This is a genomic window from Niallia oryzisoli, from assembly GCF_036670025.1.
GTDB lineage: Bacteria > Bacillota > Bacilli > Bacillales > Cytobacillaceae > Bacillus_BD > Bacillus_BD oryzisoli.
Window position 1 is genome coordinate 5,622,181 of record NZ_CP137640.1, and the last position, 18,937, is coordinate 5,641,117.

The 18,937-nt window shown below is 39.8% G+C and carries 19 protein-coding genes; 6 read left to right on the top strand and 13 right to left on the bottom strand.

Annotated elements, in window-relative coordinates:
* Window positions 1-192: 192 nt before the first annotated feature.
* From R4Z09_RS27980 to R4Z09_RS28005, 6 genes are all read right to left on the bottom strand, one after another.
* Window positions 193-1,353: a CoA transferase gene (locus tag R4Z09_RS27980; RefSeq protein WP_338449940.1), complete on the bottom strand. Its 1,161-nt coding sequence runs from the start codon at window positions 1,351-1,353 to the stop codon at window positions 193-195.
* Between the two features lie 102 nt (window positions 1,354-1,455).
* Entirely contained in the window at window positions 1,456-1,980 is a 525-nt protein-coding gene (locus tag R4Z09_RS27985) for a gamma carbonic anhydrase family protein (RefSeq protein ID WP_338449941.1), read from the bottom strand.
* A 38-nt stretch (window positions 1,981-2,018) separates the two neighbouring features.
* Window positions 2,019-2,903, bottom strand: coding sequence for a hydroxymethylglutaryl-CoA lyase (locus tag R4Z09_RS27990; protein WP_338449942.1), 885 nt, complete (start codon window positions 2,901-2,903; stop codon window positions 2,019-2,021).
* 34 nt (window positions 2,904-2,937) lie between these two features.
* A complete protein-coding gene (locus R4Z09_RS27995; RefSeq protein WP_338449943.1) occupies window positions 2,938-3,624 on the bottom strand; it encodes a GntR family transcriptional regulator in 687 nt (228 codons plus the stop codon).
* Between the two features lie 258 nt (window positions 3,625-3,882).
* Window positions 3,883-4,512 carry a hypothetical protein gene (locus tag R4Z09_RS28000; protein WP_338449944.1) on the bottom strand — a complete coding sequence of 210 codons (630 nt, stop codon included), beginning with the start codon at window positions 4,510-4,512 and terminating at the stop codon, window positions 3,883-3,885.
* Window positions 4,513-4,644: 132 nt separating this feature from the next.
* The gene (locus tag R4Z09_RS28005) at window positions 4,645-4,887 is read right to left on the bottom strand and encodes a DUF1450 domain-containing protein (protein WP_338449945.1); all 243 of its coding nucleotides are present in this window, start codon (window positions 4,885-4,887) and stop codon (window positions 4,645-4,647) included.
* A 220-nt stretch (window positions 4,888-5,107) separates the two neighbouring features.
* On the opposite strand from R4Z09_RS28005, the gene hppD reads away from it, so the two are divergent.
* From hppD to R4Z09_RS28035, 6 genes are all read left to right on the top strand, one after another.
* Window positions 5,108-6,229 carry a 4-hydroxyphenylpyruvate dioxygenase gene (gene hppD, locus R4Z09_RS28010; protein WP_338449946.1) on the top strand — a complete coding sequence of 374 codons (1,122 nt, stop codon included), beginning with the start codon at window positions 5,108-5,110 and terminating at the stop codon, window positions 6,227-6,229.
* 242 nt (window positions 6,230-6,471) lie between these two features.
* On the top strand, window positions 6,472-7,413 hold the full coding sequence (locus R4Z09_RS28015; RefSeq protein ID WP_338449947.1) for a hypothetical protein: 942 nt from the start codon (window positions 6,472-6,474) through the stop codon (window positions 7,411-7,413).
* Window positions 7,410-8,705 (top strand): fumarylacetoacetase, encoded by a 1,296-nt coding sequence (fahA, locus tag R4Z09_RS28020; protein WP_338449948.1) that lies wholly within the window; start codon window positions 7,410-7,412, stop codon window positions 8,703-8,705. Before R4Z09_RS28015 ends, fahA begins: the two co-directional genes overlap by 4 nt.
* A 57-nt stretch (window positions 8,706-8,762) precedes the next feature.
* The gene (locus R4Z09_RS28025) at window positions 8,763-9,920 is read left to right on the top strand and encodes a homogentisate 1,2-dioxygenase (RefSeq protein WP_338449949.1); all 1,158 of its coding nucleotides are present in this window, start codon (window positions 8,763-8,765) and stop codon (window positions 9,918-9,920) included.
* Window positions 9,921-9,972: 52 nt separating this feature from the next.
* The gene (locus tag R4Z09_RS28030) at window positions 9,973-10,659 is read left to right on the top strand and encodes a CoA transferase subunit A (protein ID WP_338449950.1); all 687 of its coding nucleotides are present in this window, start codon (window positions 9,973-9,975) and stop codon (window positions 10,657-10,659) included.
* 3 nt (window positions 10,660-10,662) lie between these two features.
* Window positions 10,663-11,340, top strand: a complete 678-nt coding sequence (locus R4Z09_RS28035) for a CoA transferase subunit B (protein ID WP_422392224.1) — start codon at window positions 10,663-10,665, stop codon at window positions 11,338-11,340.
* Window positions 11,341-11,407: 67 nt separating this feature from the next.
* On the opposite strand, the gene R4Z09_RS28040 is transcribed toward R4Z09_RS28035, so the two are convergent.
* From R4Z09_RS28040 to uxaC, 7 genes are all read right to left on the bottom strand, one after another.
* Complete coding sequence (locus tag R4Z09_RS28040) at window positions 11,408-11,707, bottom strand: YerC/YecD family TrpR-related protein (protein WP_338449951.1); 300 nt, start codon at window positions 11,705-11,707, stop codon at window positions 11,408-11,410.
* A 360-nt stretch (window positions 11,708-12,067) separates the two neighbouring features.
* A complete protein-coding gene (locus R4Z09_RS28045) occupies window positions 12,068-12,517 on the bottom strand; it encodes a YhcH/YjgK/YiaL family protein (protein ID WP_338449952.1) in 450 nt (149 codons plus the stop codon).
* 83 nt (window positions 12,518-12,600) lie between these two features.
* Entirely contained in the window at window positions 12,601-14,349 is a 1,749-nt protein-coding gene (locus tag R4Z09_RS28050; protein ID WP_338449953.1) for a glycoside hydrolase family 3 protein, read from the bottom strand.
* A 19-nt stretch (window positions 14,350-14,368) separates the two neighbouring features.
* Window positions 14,369-15,211: an HAD family hydrolase gene (locus R4Z09_RS28055; protein WP_338449954.1), complete on the bottom strand. Its 843-nt coding sequence runs from the start codon at window positions 15,209-15,211 to the stop codon at window positions 14,369-14,371.
* A 346-nt stretch (window positions 15,212-15,557) separates the two neighbouring features.
* The gene (locus R4Z09_RS28060) at window positions 15,558-16,412 is read right to left on the bottom strand and encodes an SDR family oxidoreductase (protein ID WP_338449955.1); all 855 of its coding nucleotides are present in this window, start codon (window positions 16,410-16,412) and stop codon (window positions 15,558-15,560) included.
* A gap of 41 nt (window positions 16,413-16,453) precedes the next feature.
* A complete protein-coding gene (gene uxuA, locus R4Z09_RS28065) occupies window positions 16,454-17,500 on the bottom strand; it encodes a mannonate dehydratase (RefSeq protein ID WP_338449956.1) in 1,047 nt (348 codons plus the stop codon).
* A 2-nt stretch (window positions 17,501-17,502) separates the two neighbouring features.
* Window positions 17,503-18,936, bottom strand: coding sequence for a glucuronate isomerase (uxaC, locus tag R4Z09_RS28070; RefSeq protein WP_338449957.1), 1,434 nt, complete (start codon window positions 18,934-18,936; stop codon window positions 17,503-17,505).
* Window position 18,937 lies beyond the last annotated feature (1 nt).

The following is an 18,937-nucleotide window of genomic DNA, read 5'->3' on the forward strand; positions in this document are numbered from 1 at the left end:
GGTTACCTCCTAAAATGAATATTCATAATTTAGTAGTCTACTTATAGCTAAAAATCAAATAGTCTAGCGGTCTATGTTGTCTAATCCATGTTGTTTGTATATAACATCACCTCCATTTTTTCATGATATATATCTCTTCTTAGCCGCTGTTATTTATTAGAAAAGATTAAACAACGGCTAAGAAAAATAAAACTATTTTTGCTTGCTTAACATATCTCCAATTACTTCTTCAGTATGTTGACCGAGCTTAGGTCCAATCCATTCGATGCTTCCTGGTGTTTCTGAAAGCTTTGGTACAATTCCTGGGACCTTGACACGCTCACCATCTGGGAGTGTAACGGTTTCGAACATACCACGTGCTTGGAAATGTTCATCATTGACAATATCTTCAATGCTATATATCGGTCCTGCCGGAACAGCAGCATCATCAAGAACTTTCTGAGCCTCTTTTTGCGTACATGACTTTGTCCACTCTTCAATCAGTTGGTCAAGGTATTCCGCATTTTGTGCTCTGCCTTGATTATTTGCGTAGACAGGGTCCTCAGCTAAATCTGGACGGCCAATGGCATTCATGAATCGTTTAAAAATACTGTCGCTGTTAGCAGCGATTACAATATATTTACCATCCTTACATAGGTACGTATTGGACGGGGCGATCCCTTCTAATGTTGCACCAGTTCTTTCCCTTATAATTCCCTTCACGTCATACTCTGGAAGGACGCCTTCTAATAGGGAAAAGACTGCTTCAGTTAGTGAAACGTCTACATATTGACCTCTCCTCTCTGGATCAATATCCCTTGCTCTTAATGCCATAAGGGTTCCATTTACCGCATATAGGCCTGCAATAGAATCGCCAATCGCCAAACCGACGCGAACAGGAGGACGATCAGGAAAACCAGTTAAATATCGGATTCCCCCCATTGACTCTGCGATACTTCCAAAGCCCGGCTTTTTTGCGTAAGGACCTGTTTGCCCATAGCCTGAGATTCTAGTCATGATGATACTCGGATTAATTTTCTTTAAATCTTCATAGCCAATTCCCCACTTTTCTAATGTACCCGGACGGAAGTTTTCAAGGACAACATCCGCTTCCTTCGCAAGTTCGCGAATAATTTCTTGATCCTCACTTTTCCGTAGATCAAGTGCAACGGATTTTTTATTTCTTGCATGAACATACCACCATAGGGATGTATCCTTGTGCATAACCCGCCAATTTCTTATTGAATCGCCTTTTTCAGGATCTTCAATTTTAATAATCTCAGCACCAAACTCTCCCATTATTTTTCCGGCAAATGGTGCAGCGACGAAATTTCCTAATTCTAATACTTTAATTCCATATAAAGGCTTTTTCATATTTAAATCTTCCTTTCTTTTTACGATAATGGAATACGATAATCTCTATTAGTTGGAATATTCTGAATAACAAATTCAAAAGTTTATCTAATTCTAATTCATTTAGGCTTTTTCTAAGATATTCTCTTCCTTAAACACAGCACCCTTTTGAACATAGGCAAGTGCCCCTTCTATTCCACGCTCAATGTTTTCTGGTGTAAGCTTTCGAATGACTTTCGCCGGAACTCCAGCCACTAAAACACCTGGTTCAATAACTTTCCCTTCTGAAACGAGTGCTCCGGCAGCGATCAGCGAGCCTTCCCCAATAACTGCACCATTCAAAATCGTTGCTCCCATTCCGATTAGTGCACCATTTGCGACCGTACATCCATGTAAGACCACGTTATGACCGACTGTAACATTTTCCCCTATATTAACTGGAAATCCTGGGTCAGCATGGACAACCGCTCCATCCTGGATATTGGAGCCTTTTCCAATCGTAATCTTGTCATTATCTCCTCGTAAAACCGCATTGAACCAAACAGAAGCATTTTCTTTCAGTTCAATGTTTCCAATCAACTGGGCCCCTGGCGCAATATATGTACTGGAATGTACATTTGGGTAGTGCCCTTTAAATTTATGCAGCATTCTTTGTTCTCCCTCCCAAAAACAAATATCTAAAAACGTTAAACTGTTTTTGTTAATACCTTTGATGAGCCTAGTAATTTTGGAAATTCTATATCTAGTTTCAATATTTGGTCGATATCTAAACCGGTGTTAATATTCTGTTTTTCTAATAATTGAACCACCTTACTTGCTTGGATATTGCCTGGTGAGCCTGGGGCATATGGACAGCCGCCTAATCCAGCCTGCGCAACATCAAATAGACGAACGCCCGCTTGTATTCCTGCCATTACATTTGCCAGGCCGTAACCATATGTATCATGCAGGTGAAGACTTAGTGGAACATCAGGAAACTTTTCTAGGATTCGGCTGCTATATTCATAGATTTGTCTAGGGGTTGCTTTCCCAATCGTATCTCCTAGTCCTAATTCATTCACACCACTGTTTACAAGGGCTTCAGCAACTTTTTCCACTTCTTCGTATGGAACCTCCCCTGAAAATGGACAGACAAAGGCCGTTGAGATAGCACCGACTGTTTTTCTGCCTTCTTTATTTGTAATGGCAATTAATTCTGTTACCTCTTCCAGTGATTCTTCAGTGCTCTTATTAACATTTGCTTGATTATGCGCGGTGCTGGCAGATAGGAAAAGAACTGCACTATGAAAATTTGATTGTAAAAAACGATCCAACCCGCGCTTATTTGGAACCAGTGCTTCATATTCTACACCTAGAATAATCGGTAATCGCTGCCCTAATTCATCTGCATCCTGCATCGTAGGGACCCATTTTGGATGGACAAAGGAGGTTACTTCAATCCGTTTGAATCCTGCTGCAATAATCTCCTTTACTTTTTCGATTTTTTGTTCCGTTTCAACAAACACGGATTCGTTTTGCAAACCATCTCTCAATGTGACATCACGGATTGTTACTTGTTCTGGGAATATCATCTTGTTCACACTCCATTTTTTTTAAGAATTTTTTCTATATTAGATCTAATGAAGTCTCTTGGTTCCTATTCGAATACTTAGAAAGGTAGAATTGATAATCACGCTCAATATGCAGCTTCATTAACTCTTCTGCTGCCTTTGCATCCTGTGCAATAATGGCTTCTCCGATGGCTTGGTGTTCGTCTGCTCCTTCTCCAATTCGCGTTGGGATATTTAACACGGCATTTCGATAAAAAGTCAGGTGGGAAATTAACTGTTTCATCATTTTATTCAAGTAAGGGTTTTCACTTAGTTGAATAATCAGCTGGTGAAATCTTGTACTTAAAGATCTTAAAAGATCAACCTCCTGTTTGTTCACTGCTAGCTGCATTTCAACCATCAAGTTAGATAAGTGTTCTTTTTGAACAGGATTGATACGAATAGCTGCATAATGAGCAGCAGTGGATTCAAGGCTTAACCGGCATTCGTAAAGATATTTAAAGTCTGAAAAAGTTGGCCGATATACCCTGACGCCTCCTCTAGGACTAACCGTTACTAATCCATCACTGTCCAATCGTCGAATGGCTTCACGAATCGGACTTCTGCTGATTCCTGTTTCCTTTGAAATGCTTTCTTCGACAATCCTGTCTCCAGGCAGAATCTCACCATTTACAATCTTGCTGTGTAAATAATCGTAAACTTGACTTTGAAGTGTTTTGGACTGCTCAATTTTCAAACTCAATAAACATCACCTCATATTTATTTTTCAGAATTTTCAGTCATTGTATACAGAAAATTCGCAAAAAAATATCCACGTAAATGGAATGATTTAAAATGTCAAATTAACACTATTTGCGTATTGCTAATTTTCTAAATATTAAAACACATTTTTGGTATTTTCAAGTAGTTTCATAAAAATATTTTATTTATGTGGTCTAGGATGGATTCAAAAGTGTCTGAGAAAACAAAAGCGACCTGTTGTAGGCCCGCTTTCTAAAATCTATTTTACTAGGGTACAGAATCCATCCTCATCAATTTCCATTTCACAATAATCATTTCTTGATACATAGACGGAATAAGTACTTTTTCCGACCATTGGATGGTTAATTCTTCTAATGGCAGCGGAAAACTTTTGAATGTAGTAGGGAATTTCTTTCTGGGATGGATCGACTTCGTTAATCAAAAATGTACGAAGATCCAGCATTTCTTTATTTGGAAAGGTCTTATAAAAGAGTTCTAGTGGTTTTCTCTGTTGAAAATAATCATCAGAGGAAAAATAAAAGATAAATGTTTCATCATCATCATTAAAGCCGGCTAAAATATAAACGGTATCATAGCTTTGCTGTGGATGGTTATTTTTAAAGTGATCTAATGCAGAACTAAATAGATTCTGTGCTTGCTTAATGATCTCCTCCAGTGAGTTTACAGGATCTTGAGCAAAATTCTGTAGATTGCCTACACACCTATCAACAATATTTTTGACACCTGCATAAGCAAAAATTAATTTGGGACTTAAAACCATTATTTTTTTTACATCATCGGTAAATTCTTGTGTTCCTCTAACGGTAATTCTTTTATCTGCTAAGATTAAAACCCCATCCACAAACTTTTTCCCGATTATAGCCGTCATAATAGGCCTCCTGCACAATATGTTCATGTAAAGAAATCGATAAAAAAGCCCCTCTAAATGCCATTGTAACATTCAGAAGGACTTTGTTGTAAATAGGTGCAATGATGTTGAATTCAAGGTGTCATATTTTTATTATACGCAGCTTCCCTTTAGCTCATTCACATGATTTTGAATTTCAACCAATAAAGCTTCTGGACTATCAGCCGTTAAATTTTCCCCATTCACAACAGCAAATGGTTCAACCAAGCATTGACCACAATAAAGCAGACAACGCTCTTCCCATATACTTACATCTTCACATTCCTGCAATTTCTCTTTTACCATTTCCATTTCATCTTCAAAGTTGCATGGACAGAATTTAACCTCTACTCCCATCTTTATCACTCCTCTTTTTTATGGCTGTATGTTAACTGATTTTTCAGAATCGAAGCAAGATGATGCCTAACTGTATTAATCCTTTAATCAGTTAAAGGATAACAGCTATAAATCAAAAACGCGGTAAAAGGAGGGTTTGTTTGCTAAAAAAATTTATATTATGATTTGTCACATCAACAGAAATTAGAAAATTTTTTATATTGAAAAAGGAGTGTTGGCAATGACTCAAAAGGTCACATCTGTTATCCAAACGAAAAAACAAGAAATTTTTCCTGTAAAAAATATTCACCACATTGAAATCTATACTGGCAACACCAAACAAGCTGCTTTCTATTATGCAAAAGCATTTGGTTTCAAATTAACGGCCTATAAAGGGCTTGAAACAGGATCCCGCGATAGAGTTTCCTATGTACTTGAACAAGGGGCCATCCGCTTAGTTCTTACAGGTTCTCTTTCAGATAATACAGAAGTTGCTGAGTTTGTGAAAAAGCATGGAGAAGGCGCTAAAGATATTGCCCTGCTTGTAAAAGAACTCGATAAGACGTACTACGAAGCAATTGAACGCGGAGGAATTGCCATCAAGGAACCTTGGATTGAAGAGGACGAAAACGGAAAAGTGAAGAAAGCCATTATTGGAACATATGGCGACACGATTCATACCATTATTGAACCAATCGATTATAAAGGTCCATTTTTACCAGGATATGAAGCGTATGAAGACCTTTATCAATCAACTTCAACTGGATTAGTTGGTGTGGACCATGTCGTTGGAAACGTAGAGGATATGGAAGAGTGGACGAATTATTATGAGAAAGTCTTTGGCTTCAGTGTATTGAAGCACTTTGATGATGATGATATTTCAACAGAGTATTCCGCACTTATGTCAAAGGTTATGACGAACGGAACGGGACGGATTAAATTCCCAATCAACGAACCGGCTGAAGGCAAGCGTAAATCACAAATTGAAGAATATCTTGAATTCTATAATGGAGCAGGTGTTCAGCATATTGCCCTATTAACCAATGACATTATCAGTACGGTTGCCAAGTTAAAAGAAAATGGAGTTGAATTCCTAACAACACCTGATACGTATTATGAAGAATTGGCAAACCGTGTGGGTGAAATTGATGAAGATGTGAAGAAAATTAAAGATCTCAATATCTTGGTTGACCGTGATGATGAAGGATACTTACTGCAAATCTTCACCAAACCGCTTGTGGACCGCCCAACCCTGTTTATCGAAATTATTCAACGTAAAGGCGCCCTTGGATTTGGTGATGGAAACTTTAAGGCCCTATTCGAATCCATTGAACGAGAACAAGAACGTCGTGGAAATATTTAAGTTCATTCAGCAGAAACCTTCCACTACTAAAGTTTAAGGATAATTTTTAAAAAAGCACTCTAATCCAGTAAAGGCTTAAGCCCAGCTGAATAAAAGCCTCCGGCGGATGCCTCGGATTTTTTAAAGGAAATTTATCGAGCAAGCTCGATAAAAATCCGGACGCAAATTCGCTGGCGCGAAATTTGATTTTTTAGGAGAGTGTCTCATCAGACACTCTCTATAAAAAAGGAGCGTTGATCTTCATGTTAACAAAGGTAAAAGCAAAGTGGAGAGAAACTGCTGTTAGTCACTTTATAACAGAGTTGATTGATTATGCGGGACTTTTCCCTCCTGCAGCGCTGCCACTTCCTGAAGCGATTCGAAACTATTCCTCCTATATATCAAGGTCTGATTCCTGGATGCTGGGGCCATTTGTGATTCCGGCTGCCCGATTGAATGAACTTGCGGAATATAAAGATCGATTTAATGAGCAATACCCATTACGATTATCGGTGATTTTAACAGAATCCAACGAGCTGCAAACACAACTCAGGAGCATCGAACAATTTTTACATACGTACCAAGATGTTGGCTCTGTCGATTCTATAGAAATCAAGCTTTCTCATGATGTCAAACCTTCCTTTTTAGAAAAATTGGCAAAGGACACAATTGATTATCCTATTTATTGTGAAGTAAGCGGCACGAATGAACAAATTAAAGCACTATTAGATACGATCAAAAGTGTGAACCATAAATCACCAAAACAAATTGGGGTCAAAATGCGGATGGGCGGGATTAAAGCTGACCTGTTTCCATCGGCAGAAAAAGCTGCTTTCGTGATCCATGAATGTCAGGGCCGAGATTTATTTATCAAATTTACAGCAGGCCTCCATCATCCGATCCGCCAGTATCGTAATGAAGTAGAAACGAAGATGCATGGATTTGTGAATGTGTTTACGGCTGCTCTGTTCGCTTACAATGATTCGATTGATGTGAAAACAATAGAAACGATTCTGCTAGATGAAGACCCGTCACATTTTTCTTTTACACCTGCAGGCCTGAGCTGGGGAAATATGTCCGTTTCTTCAGAAGAAATTAATAAAGCACGCAGTCTTTTTGCTCATTCCTACGGAAGCTGCAGTTTTGATGAACCGCGAGAGGAACTTGGCAATTTATCTATTTTTCATGAGGAGGAAACAGAATGAGTTATTCATTTATTGAGACAAAACAAGATTGTGATTTTCCAATTCAAAACTTACCATATGGGATCTTTCAACCTAGCAGCCTATCTCCTCGTGTCGGTACGGCCATCGGGGAATATGTCCTTGACCTGTCTGTCATTGACGAGGCCGGTTTGTTAAATGGGACGGGTGCAGAAGGAAAAAATATTTTCAGCGCATCATCACTAAATCCCTTTATGGAACTTGGCCGTCCTGTCTGGAAAATGGTCCGGGAAAAACTTCAATACTTGCTGGATCAAGAAACAGCAGATTTAAGAGATAACGAGGAGCTTCGAGTGAAAGCGTTTTATCCGCAAAGTGAAGTTCAAATGCTTTTACCAGTTCAAGTCGGCGATTATACCGATTTTTATGCCTCTAAAGAACACGCAACAAATGTTGGGACGATGTTTCGCGGCAAGGATAATGCCCTTATGCCGAACTGGAAGCATGTTCCGATTGGATATCATGGCCGGGCCAGCTCCATTGTTCTCAGCGGAACGAATATCCGCCGTCCTTTAGGGCAGACCAAACCAGCCAATGCCGAATCCCCTGTCTTTGGGCCATCTGCCCAGCTTGATTTTGAATTAGAAATGGGATGGTTTATCGGCCCGGGAAACAAACTCGGTGAGCCGATTCCAGTAGATCAGGCGGAAGACCAAGTATTTGGCATGGTGCTTGTTAATGATTGGAGTGCCCGTGATATTCAGTCATGGGAATACCAGCCGCTTGGACCTTTTCTAGCGAAAAACTTCGCGACTTCGATTTCACCATGGGTTGTTCCATTTGAAGCACTAGAGCCGTTCCGTCAGGCTGGACCTGCTCAAGATCCAGAGCCTCTTGCCTACTTACGACAAACGAAAAATGGCGCTTTTAATATTAATCTCGAAGTCTATTTGAAGCCAGAAAATGATCAAGAAGGAACGCAAATTACAAAAACCAATTTTAACTATATGTATTGGTCCGTTGCCCAGCAGGTGGCCCATCATACCATTACCGGCTGCAATATGCGACCTGGTGATATGCATGCATCCGGTACGATAAGCGGTACAGAGCGAAGTGAAAGAGGAAGTATGCTGGAGCTTACTTGGCGGGGGGCAGAGCCACTTGTACTAAAAAATGGCGACGAACGGACATGGATTAAAGACGGCGATGAGTTGATTATTAGAGGATATTGTCAAGGAGACGGTTACCGAATTGGTTTTGGCGAAGTGAAAGGAACCGTATTACCCGCCCTTTCAGAGGCAGACATTTTAGGCGTTGAAAAAGTAAGCAAGTAATTCTCCCCCACTCGAGGGGCTGTTCGAACAATTATTTTAAAGAAAGAGGTGTACAACATGCCGCACTATATCAAAATGGGACGGATTCCACATAAACGACATACACAGTTTCGAAAAGAAGATGGCGGTCTTTATTATGAACAGTTAATGGGAACAAAAGGGTTTTCCGGTATTCAATCACTAATCTATCATGTAAACCAGCCTACCCAAGTAAAAAAGGCAGAAAAAATTTGTGATGTTCAATATGAATATGAGGAAAAAGGAGCGCTGCAGCACCGTCATTTCCTAACAAAGGACATCCAAGCAGGCGGAGATTTTCTTGAAGCACGCCGGATTTACTTAGCCAATGATGATGTGGCGATCGGAGTGGCACGTCCTAATAAGCAAATGAAGTATTTTTACCGGAATGGTGAAGGCGATGAAATGCTGTTTGTTCATGAAGGAAGTGGAAAAATTGAAAGCATTTTCGGTGAGTTAAGCTTCGTACCAGGGGATTATCTCGTGATTCCAATTGGGACAACCTATCGTGTAGTACTGGAATCGGATGAAGCCCGTTTCTTAGTCTTAGAGTCCAATTCAGCGATTGTTCCTCCGAAACGCTACCGAAATGAATTTGGGCAATATCTTGAAAACTCACCATTTTGCGAGCGTGACATCCGAACACCGGAAAAATTGGAGACAAAGGATGAAAAAGGTGAATACGAGGTCCGAGTACGGGCACAAGGAATGATTACTTCCTATATGTATGATTTCCATCCACTTGATGCGGTTGGCTGGGATGGCTGCCTGTATCCATATGCCTTTAGTATTCACGATTTCGAACCAATCACTGGACGTGTTCATCAGCCGCCACCAGTGCATCAAACGTTTGAGGGCTATAATTATGTGATTTGTTCCTTTGTACCAAGGCTGTATGATTATCACCCAGAGGCCATTCCAGCACCATATGTACACAGCAACGTAGAAAGTGATGAAGTCCTTTATTATGCGGATGGAGACTTTATGAGCCGCCGCGGCATTGAGGAAGGATCGATTACCCTTCATCCAAGTGGTTTGCCTCACGGTCCACATCCGGGCAAGATCGAAGAAAGCATCGGCAAGAAGGAAACAAGTGAGCTTGCTGTAATGATCGATACCTTCCGTCCTCTTCGTGTTGTAAAAGGGGCACATATAATAGAAGATAGTCGGTATATGAGCAGTTGGATGCCTTCTTAATTAATTTTAACAATTGAAATCTTTTATCCCATACAAAGCGAGGCTGGAATAGATGAAGCAAGTGTATACATCTTATATTGACGCTGTAAAAGATATTCATAATGGAGCAACCGTCATGGTTGGCGGTTTTGGATTATGTGGTATTCCTGAAAATTTAATTATCGCCCTTAGTGAGACCGGTGTAAAAGACCTAACCATGATTTCCAATAACTGCGGAATTGATGATTGGGGTTTAGGGATTCTTTTAAAAAATAAACAAATCAAGAAAATGATTAGCTCTTATGTCGGCGAAAATAAAGAGTTTGAAAGACAATACCTGTCAGGTGAAATTGAAGTAGAACTGATCCCCCAAGGTACTTTGGCAGAAAAAATTCGGGCAGGCGGCGCCGGCATCCCTGCTTTCTATACTCCGGCTGGTGTCGGTACTCCTATCGCAGAAGGAAAAGAAGTCCGTACCTTTGACGGGAAAGAATATATCCTGGAAACAGCTTTAACAGCTGACTTTAGCTTAGTCAGTGCGATAAAAGCAGATACAATGGGAAATCTCGTTTACAACAAAACTGCACAAAATTTTAATCCGAATGTCGCTACGGCTGGGAAGATTACGATTGCAGAGGTAGAGGAAATCGGTGCAATCGACCCTGCCCAAGTTCATACTCCTGGTATTTACGTCCAACGATTAATTGTTGGGAATAAAGAAAAACGAATCGAAAAACGTACTGTTCAAAAGGCGGTGTGAAAAATGGGAACACAGATGGCAACAGAGCAGAACGTCAGGGAAAAGATTGCTAAAAGAGCGGCAAAAGAAATTGAATCAGGAAATTATGTCAATCTTGGGATTGGCATGCCTACCTTAATTGCTAATTATATTAGCGGTGATAAACAAGTGGTTCTGCAATCTGAAAATGGCTTGCTTGGAATTGGGCCTTATCCAACGGAATCTGAAGTGGATCCTGATTTAATTAATGCCGGTAAAGAAACGATTACGGTAATAGAAGGCGCCTCCTATTTTTCAAGTGCTGATTCCTTTGCGATGATTCGCGGCGGTCATATTGATGTGGCGATTTTGGGCGGAATGGAAGTTTCCGAGAATGGGGATTTAGCCAATTGGATGATTCCCGGAAAAATGGTCAAAGGCATGGGCGGCGCGATGGACCTTGTCCATGGTGCGAAAAAGACGATCGTGATTATGGAACATACCAATAAAAAAGGCCAGACGAAAATATTAAAAAATTGCACCCTGCCTCTTACCGGCAAAGGGGTCGTAAATCGAATTATCACTGATCGAGCTGTCATGGATGTGACAGAATCGGGGTTAAAATTAGTTGAAGTGGCCAAAGGATATACTGTTGAGGATGTTCAAGGAGTTACTGAGCCTCTGTTGATCATTGATGAAAATGTAAAATTGGATGCTTTTTAAAGAATGTTAGATTTTAAAATAAAGAATCCGCTTAGAAGCAAAATAACTCTGCTCAAAGCGGATTCTTTTACTTTTGACGAGCGGCTAAACGGTCCAGTACTAACGAAAATCCTCCATTACCATTGTCCAATTGCTGCTTTACTCTGGCGATCGTCGTTGAATTGGCATCCGTTTCAATTTGAATATCCATATACGTCGCCCCTTCCCTTAGCAATCTCGCAACGACCAATCTTTGAACAAAAGAATTAAGTTCTTTTGTGGTACAAAGATCATCAAAAAAGTCCATACACTCTTCTTTCGTTTGCAAGGAAAGGATCGCATTAAATAACTGTTTTATTTTATCCTCGGACAAGTTTCCCCCATGCATCGTGTACCTCCAGATGTATAAATCAAAAAATAGGACTGGTTGTATTATACTAAATATTCTGTATTTGGTCGAGGGGGACAGGCACCGCGACCCAGTACAGAAACTTGCATACGGTTCTCGTGTTTCGGCTTGCACCTGGATTTATCTTGCAGAAACTGTATCCAAAAAAGGCAATCCCTGAAGAGATGTAAATCCTCAGGGATCGCTTAATTTAAGATTGAAACGTCAGATGGTCACAGGGATAACTTGGCCCAATCCAGATGTCTAGTTAATAGCAGTGAACCTATTAATCAAACGTTTGTTTAATAATAACCATCCAATGGGCAAACTGGGTCGCGGTGCCTGTCCCTCTGACCCTCCCTAGTCACATAATACTTTGACTACTGCTTTTCTGATTGGTTGGGGCTGGTCGACACACATCCCAGGTCTGTGGGCATCCTCTGGTGTGAAGATGGCAAAGAACCCTTCATTGACAGTGAAGTTGTCTCCATTTGCTTCTAAGAACATAAGGTCTTTATCCATATATTCTTCTACTACCTTCGCATTTTCTATATGAGTATAGCCCATTTTTTCCTGGCCTTTGATGACATATTGAATGTCTGTATACTGATAATGAGACTCATAACGGCACTCTTCCGGCAGTTTTGTTTCATATTCTTGAATCATGACGAATACATTATTTTCTTCAATATGATAGGTACCAACCTCTAAAGAATCCAAATCATTCTCAAACAAGAAATCGAGCGCCTTCTTTAATCTCGGATGCAAGTTATCATACATGATTGCATTAGACAATTTATCAATAATCAAACTGACTTCCTCCTCTAGTGAGAATTCCAAATTACTCTAAACAAAAGCAAAGGCCGTCCAAACAGCCTCTGCTTTCTATCTTATTAAAGTCTTGTATCCCATTTCCCGCACCAAACATTTTCATTCGGTGTGCCTTTGAACTCGGATTCACCCATGATTTTATCAATCACAGCTTTGATAGTAATCTCTGAATCTTTGTATGCATTAATATAGCATTTTACCATTGGTACATCTGTTAAATGGGTAGTAAAGTTTAGTGATACAAATACAGTTGGTACTTCATGAACATACCAAGGTACTTCGTTAGACATAGCCGTCTTCCATCGAATACGATAGTTGTTTTCCGCACCATATCCTACTACATTGGCAAAGACTAAGGCGGCGTCTACTTCTTCACGGTATGTTAATGTAGAACCTTTCACACGAGTATTGCCATCATTTACGGTTACTTCAAATCCTCTTCGTGTTAGCTCCGCCACAATGAAATCAAGTGTTTTAGAATCCCCTTCATAAATGCCGCCTTTTTCACCTTCTAAGAAATACAGACGAATGCGCTTATGTGTTTCCGGACGAATAGGCAGCTGGTTTAACGTATTTTTAACAAGAGTGATTCCTTTATCAGCCGCTTGTGTCGCACGTTCCATATGATCCTCACAGCCAACCACTTGTAAATCTTCCCTTGTACGTAAAATCGTGCCGTCTTTTTGTGCTTTGTGTAGGCCAAGCGCAGCTTTAAAGCCTAAAATTCTTTCTAAAGCATCTTGAAGACGCTCTTCTGTAATGATTCCATTTTTATAGCCATTTAACATAAAGTTGAAATCTTCATCAATATTATTAAAGAATAAGAACATATCACAACCTGCTGCAATCGCTTGCGGTACATACTCTTCACGTTTCATCGCTGCTGTCATACCTAACATATGAGAGGCATCAGTTAGAACTAAGCCATTAAAGCCTAGTTTTCCTTTTAATAATCCATTAAGTAATTCAGGTGCCAGCGTTGCAGGTAAAATATCCTTATCTTCCAATTCAGGTACTAATGCTTTCTGGTATTCTGGTAAGGCAATATGACCAGCCATGATAGAGTGAACACCGTTTTCAATATGATTGCCGTATACTTGACCGAAGGATTCTTCCCATTCCTCAACGGATAATTCATTGACACCCATGACTAAGTGCTGATCGCGTTCTTCAGTTCCGTCTCCAGGCCAGTGCTTAATACATACACCGATGTTGCTTTCTGTTAACCCTTTAATGTAGGCATTTGTATGTTTAATAACCGTCTCAGCATTTGTACCGTAAGCACGAGTGTTTACGATTGTATTTCTCCAGTTTTTCAAAATATCCACACATGGGTCAAAGTTCCAGTTCACACCAATTGCATGTTCTTCACGGCCTGAGACATATCCTGCGTCAAATGCGACTTGCTCGTCACCTGAAGCTTCACACATAGCGGCTGCAGCAACATATGTACCATCATTCATCGCACCGTTACCGCCAGCATCACAGTTAGCAGCTACTAATAATGGAATCTTTGAATCCTTTTGCAGGCTATTAATCAAGTCCTGCACCTGCTCAGAAGTACCACCTTGGTAACGCGCTCCGCCAATATGGTATTTCTCAAGCAATTCTTTATTGGTAAAATTGTTTCCGCTAAACTTGTCTTCTCCAAAGAAAAATAGGTTTATAAATAATTGACCAATTCTCTCTTCATCAGTCATACCAGAAATCGTGTCTCTTACCCATTGAATATCTTCATCAGATAGATGATAGGGCTTTGCCTTTAAATCTACTTTTGGCATTGGGATATTTTTCGCGATCTTTTGTATCATAGCTAATCCCTCCTGAACTTTATTTCAAGTTATGATTAAATTCATCTATTAATTTTTGCTGATACTCACCTGCAAAGCTGCCATCAAGGAATTTCCCTAAAGCTTCGTCTCTAAAGCGGTCCCATGAGAACTTTTCTTTTCCAACTAGGATCGGATAATATAAAACTCCATTCTTCTGTGCAGCATCTAAATCCCCAGGTGCGTCGCCAACCATTAAAACATGAGTATTGTCAAAGCCAAATGTTTTCATTTGTTCAATACAATACGCCTTTGTACCGGCTTCTTGACCCAGCATGACGTCAACATGTACAGAAAGCTCATGTCTTGTCCATTCGTCTAACACAGCAGTACCGTTTGCGGAAGAAACAATCGCTACATTAGCCACATGATTGGCTGCAAGAAGTCCTTCCTTCGCGCCTTCAACCGGCTTGTCGTTGCCAGCCAGTTTTTCTTCAATCGTACGATTTACGGCATGGCTCCATTCAAGCGCTTTCTTTAATTGCTCATCATTTGTTTCTGCAATCGCTCTTTCAAGAGATGGATTTGAAAGTTCATTTGTCGTTTCCGTCCATTTTTTAAAAGAAGAAATATCCGGCATTTGAATTCCTTCTGCTTCAAATGCAGCAAATGTTGTAACGACTCCTTTGAAACGATTGATCCCTCTCGTTTTTGTATAAAGATTAATATCATTCCATTTTTCTAGAAAGTGATCTTTGATAGGATGAAGCTCCCACGTATTCACTGCCTCTGGTCCGAATGCCTCTATGTGTTTGACGTCCATCGTATCCATGGCACAGCCGTCAGAATCCACACACACCAAGAAGTCTTTCGTTTTCTGGAATTCTTCTATTCTAACTTTCATCTATGAATCTCCTTTATTCATAAGTTTGTTTATTTCTTAGAAGTCTCTGTTAAACTTAGTCGTTGATTTCCGTTCCAGGCACTTCGCGCACCTTAGGGCGATCGCCGAGCCTCCTCGACACTTCGTGTCTGCGGTGTCTCGACTGTCTCGCTTCTCCCGCAAGAGTCTTCGTGCCTTCCACTACAATCAACCTGCTTTTTTAAAATAACCATTTTTCTATAACAGAGTCTTTTGAAAAAAGGTACTAGATTACCGAGGAATGATCTGTTTTTGAACATAATGATAAGGCTGCCAACCCAAAGCATTAGGACTAGCAACCTTTCATTTCTATAAAGATCAAATATCATTAAACTCCTGTGTAAGAAGAGAAACCGCCATCGATTGGAAGTACAACACCTGTAACAAAGCTTGCTGCTTCTTCGCTTGCTAGGTAAAGAATTGCTCCGATTAATTCTTCTGGCTCACCGAATCTTCCCATTGGTGTGCTGTTAAGAATTTTACCTGTACGAGCTGTTGGTGTTCCATCATCATTAAATAATAATTTTTCATTTTGTTTTGTGACTAGGAATCCTGGCGCAATCGCATTTACACGGACACCAGTTTTGGCAAAGTAAGTAGCGCACCATTGTGTAAAGTTAGAGATTGCTGCTTTTGCTCCGCTGTATGCAGGGATTTTTGTTAATGGTGTATAAGCGTTCATCGAAGATACGTTAATAATGTTCGCACCTTTTTTACCGATCATATCTTTCGCAAAAACCTGTGAAGGAAGTAATGTTCCTAGGAAGTTTAAGTCAAATACGAAACCAACACCTTTTGGATCTAGATCAAAGAATGTTTTTAATTCTGGATTCTTTTTCACTTCTTCTTCATTGTAGAATTCATCATCCGTTGAACCTTTAGGATTGTTACCGCCAGCGCCGTTTAGAAGGATATCAACCGTGCCTAGTTCTTTTACAATGATTTCTCTTGCTTTTTCAATTGCTTCTTTATCTAATACGTTTGCAGCCACACCAATTGCTTGTCCGCCTGCTTCGTTAATTTCCGCTGCCACTTTATCAGCCGGCTCTTGATTAAGATCCATAATCGCTACTTTCGCACCGCATTCTGCTAAAGCTTTTGCAAAATATGACCCTAAAACACCGCCGCCGCCTGTTACAACTGCTACTTTACCTGTTAAATCAACTTTAAATGGAACTGTCATGTTATGATCCTCCTCAAGGTATGATTGATTTCGCATGATTATTATTTTCGATTTTTTTGTTCAGCTTCCCATAGTCCATAAAGGTACGTCGCACCTAATGCACGGTCATATAAACCGTAGCCTGGTTTACCTGTTTCGCCCCAGATCATTCTTCCGTGGTCAGGACGAATTGGACCTGAATAGTTGAAATCTGCCATCGATTTAATTACTTCATACATATCAATGGAACCATATTCAGATGGATGGGCACTTTCTTCAAATGACATTCCGCCTGTTAGTTTTACGTTACGAGCATGTACGAAATTTACGCGATCTTTTTGACCGAAGTAACGCAGCATTTCAGGGAAATCATTTTTAGGATCAGCACCAAGAGATCCGCTGCACATAGTTAACCCATTGTACGGGCTATCATATAAGTTAATAAATCTTTCTAGGTTTTCTTTGTTTGTAATAATACGTGGTAATCCAAAGATATCAAATGGAGGATCATCAGGGTGAATCGCCATTTTCACGCCAGCTTCTTCCGCAACCGGAATGATTTCTTTAATGAAATATTCTAGGTTTTCCCATAGTTTTTCGTGGTCCACATTTTTGTAATGATCAAATAATGCTTGTAAGTCTTCTTTCTTATAGCTTGAATCCCAGCCCGGAAGAGAAAGTTCACCTGTTAACGGATCCATTTTCTTCGCTACTTCTTCTTCAAAAATAAGTGCTGTTGATCCATCTGGAAGACGGTATTCTAAATCCGTACGTGTCCAGTCAAAGATTGGCATGAAGTTGTAACATACAACCGGAATGCCGGCTTTACCTAAATTGCGTAATGTTTCCTTGTAATTTTCAATATATTTATCACGAGTTGGCAGCCCGATTTTAATATCTTCATGAACGGGTACACTTTCAATAACTGAAATGTATAAACCAGCATCTTCAACCGTCTTTTTTAGTTCTTCAATTTTATCCATTGGCCAAGCTTCTCCAACCGGGATATCATAAATAGCTGTTACAATTCCTTTCATACCAGGAATTTGACGGATATATTCTAATGGGATCGAATCTGTTTTACCATACCAACGAAAACTCATTTCCATAATTAATTGCCTCCTAATGATTCAACTTCAATTGCGAAGTAATTTTTAGCGTTGTTATAACAAATATTTTCAACTAGCTTTTGCAATAATGCCTGGTCATTCGGAATTTCACCAGCTTCCACCCATGTTCCAACGAAGTTACATAAAATACGGCGGAAGTATTCATGTCTGCTATAGGAGATAAAGCTGCGCGAATCTGTCAGCATTCCCACAAAATGCATGAGTAGGCCTTGATCAGCAAGAGCTGTCAATTGACGGATCATTCCTGGTTTTGTATCGTTAAACCACCAACCAGAACCAAACTGGATTTTCCCGGCAATTCCTGCTTCATTCGTTTGGAAGTTCTGAATCGTAGTTCCAATCAGTTCATTATAGACTGGGTTCAAATTATAAAGGATGGTTCTTGGTAACGAGTCCCGCATTTCTAATGCATCTAATAAAGCATTTAACGGTCTTGCTACTTCCCCTTGATCACTAATAGAATCAAAGCCTGCGTCAGGGCCTAATTTTTGGAACATTTTCGTGTTGTTATTACGAATTGCACCAAAATGGATTTGCATGGCCCAATCTCTTTCTTTGTAAGCTTTTGCCAGTGCAAATAGAATGGCTGTTTTAAATTTCATCTCATCTTCTAAGCTTACCTGGCTGCCGCTGCGTCCTGATTGGTAAATGCCTTCTAATTCATTCTCTTCAAATGAAGCAAATGGAATATTAGATAAACCATGGTCAGAAATCCGGCAGCCCTTTTCATGGAAGTATTGAACTCGATCTACTAAAGCTTGAATATACTTTGCATAGCTTGAAAGAGATTTATTTTCTGCTTTTTCAAGAGCTTCAACAAAAGGGACAAATGTATCTTTATTTATTTCAAGCCCTTTGTCAGGACGAAATGATGGAACTACTTTCACTTGAAAGTCTGGTAAACTAGCAATTTGTTCATGATATTGAAGATCATCAGTCGGATCATCTGTTGTACCAATGACTTTTACGTTGGAACGCTTGATGATTTCACGAACAGAATAATCATCCTGTTGTAATAATTCATTACAGCGATTCCAAATGGATTCCCAACTATCTTCATTTAATAGCTCTTCAATACCAAAGTATTTTTTTAGCTCAATATGTGTCCAATGAAACAAAGCATTTCCAAGTGTATAGGGAACGGTCTTTGCCCATGCAGCAAATTTATCCTTAGGATCTGCATCACCAGTTATATATTTTTCATCAATCCCATGGGCTCTCATGGCTCTCCATTTATAATGGTCGCCTTCAAGCCATAGTTCTGTTATATTGTTAAATTTACGATTTTCAGCAATATCTTTTGGTGATAAATGACAGTGATAATCATAAATGGGCATATTCTTTGCAAATGTATGATACAGCCGGGTGGCTGTTTGATTGTTTAATAAAAAGTTATCATGAATAAACGTGCTCAAT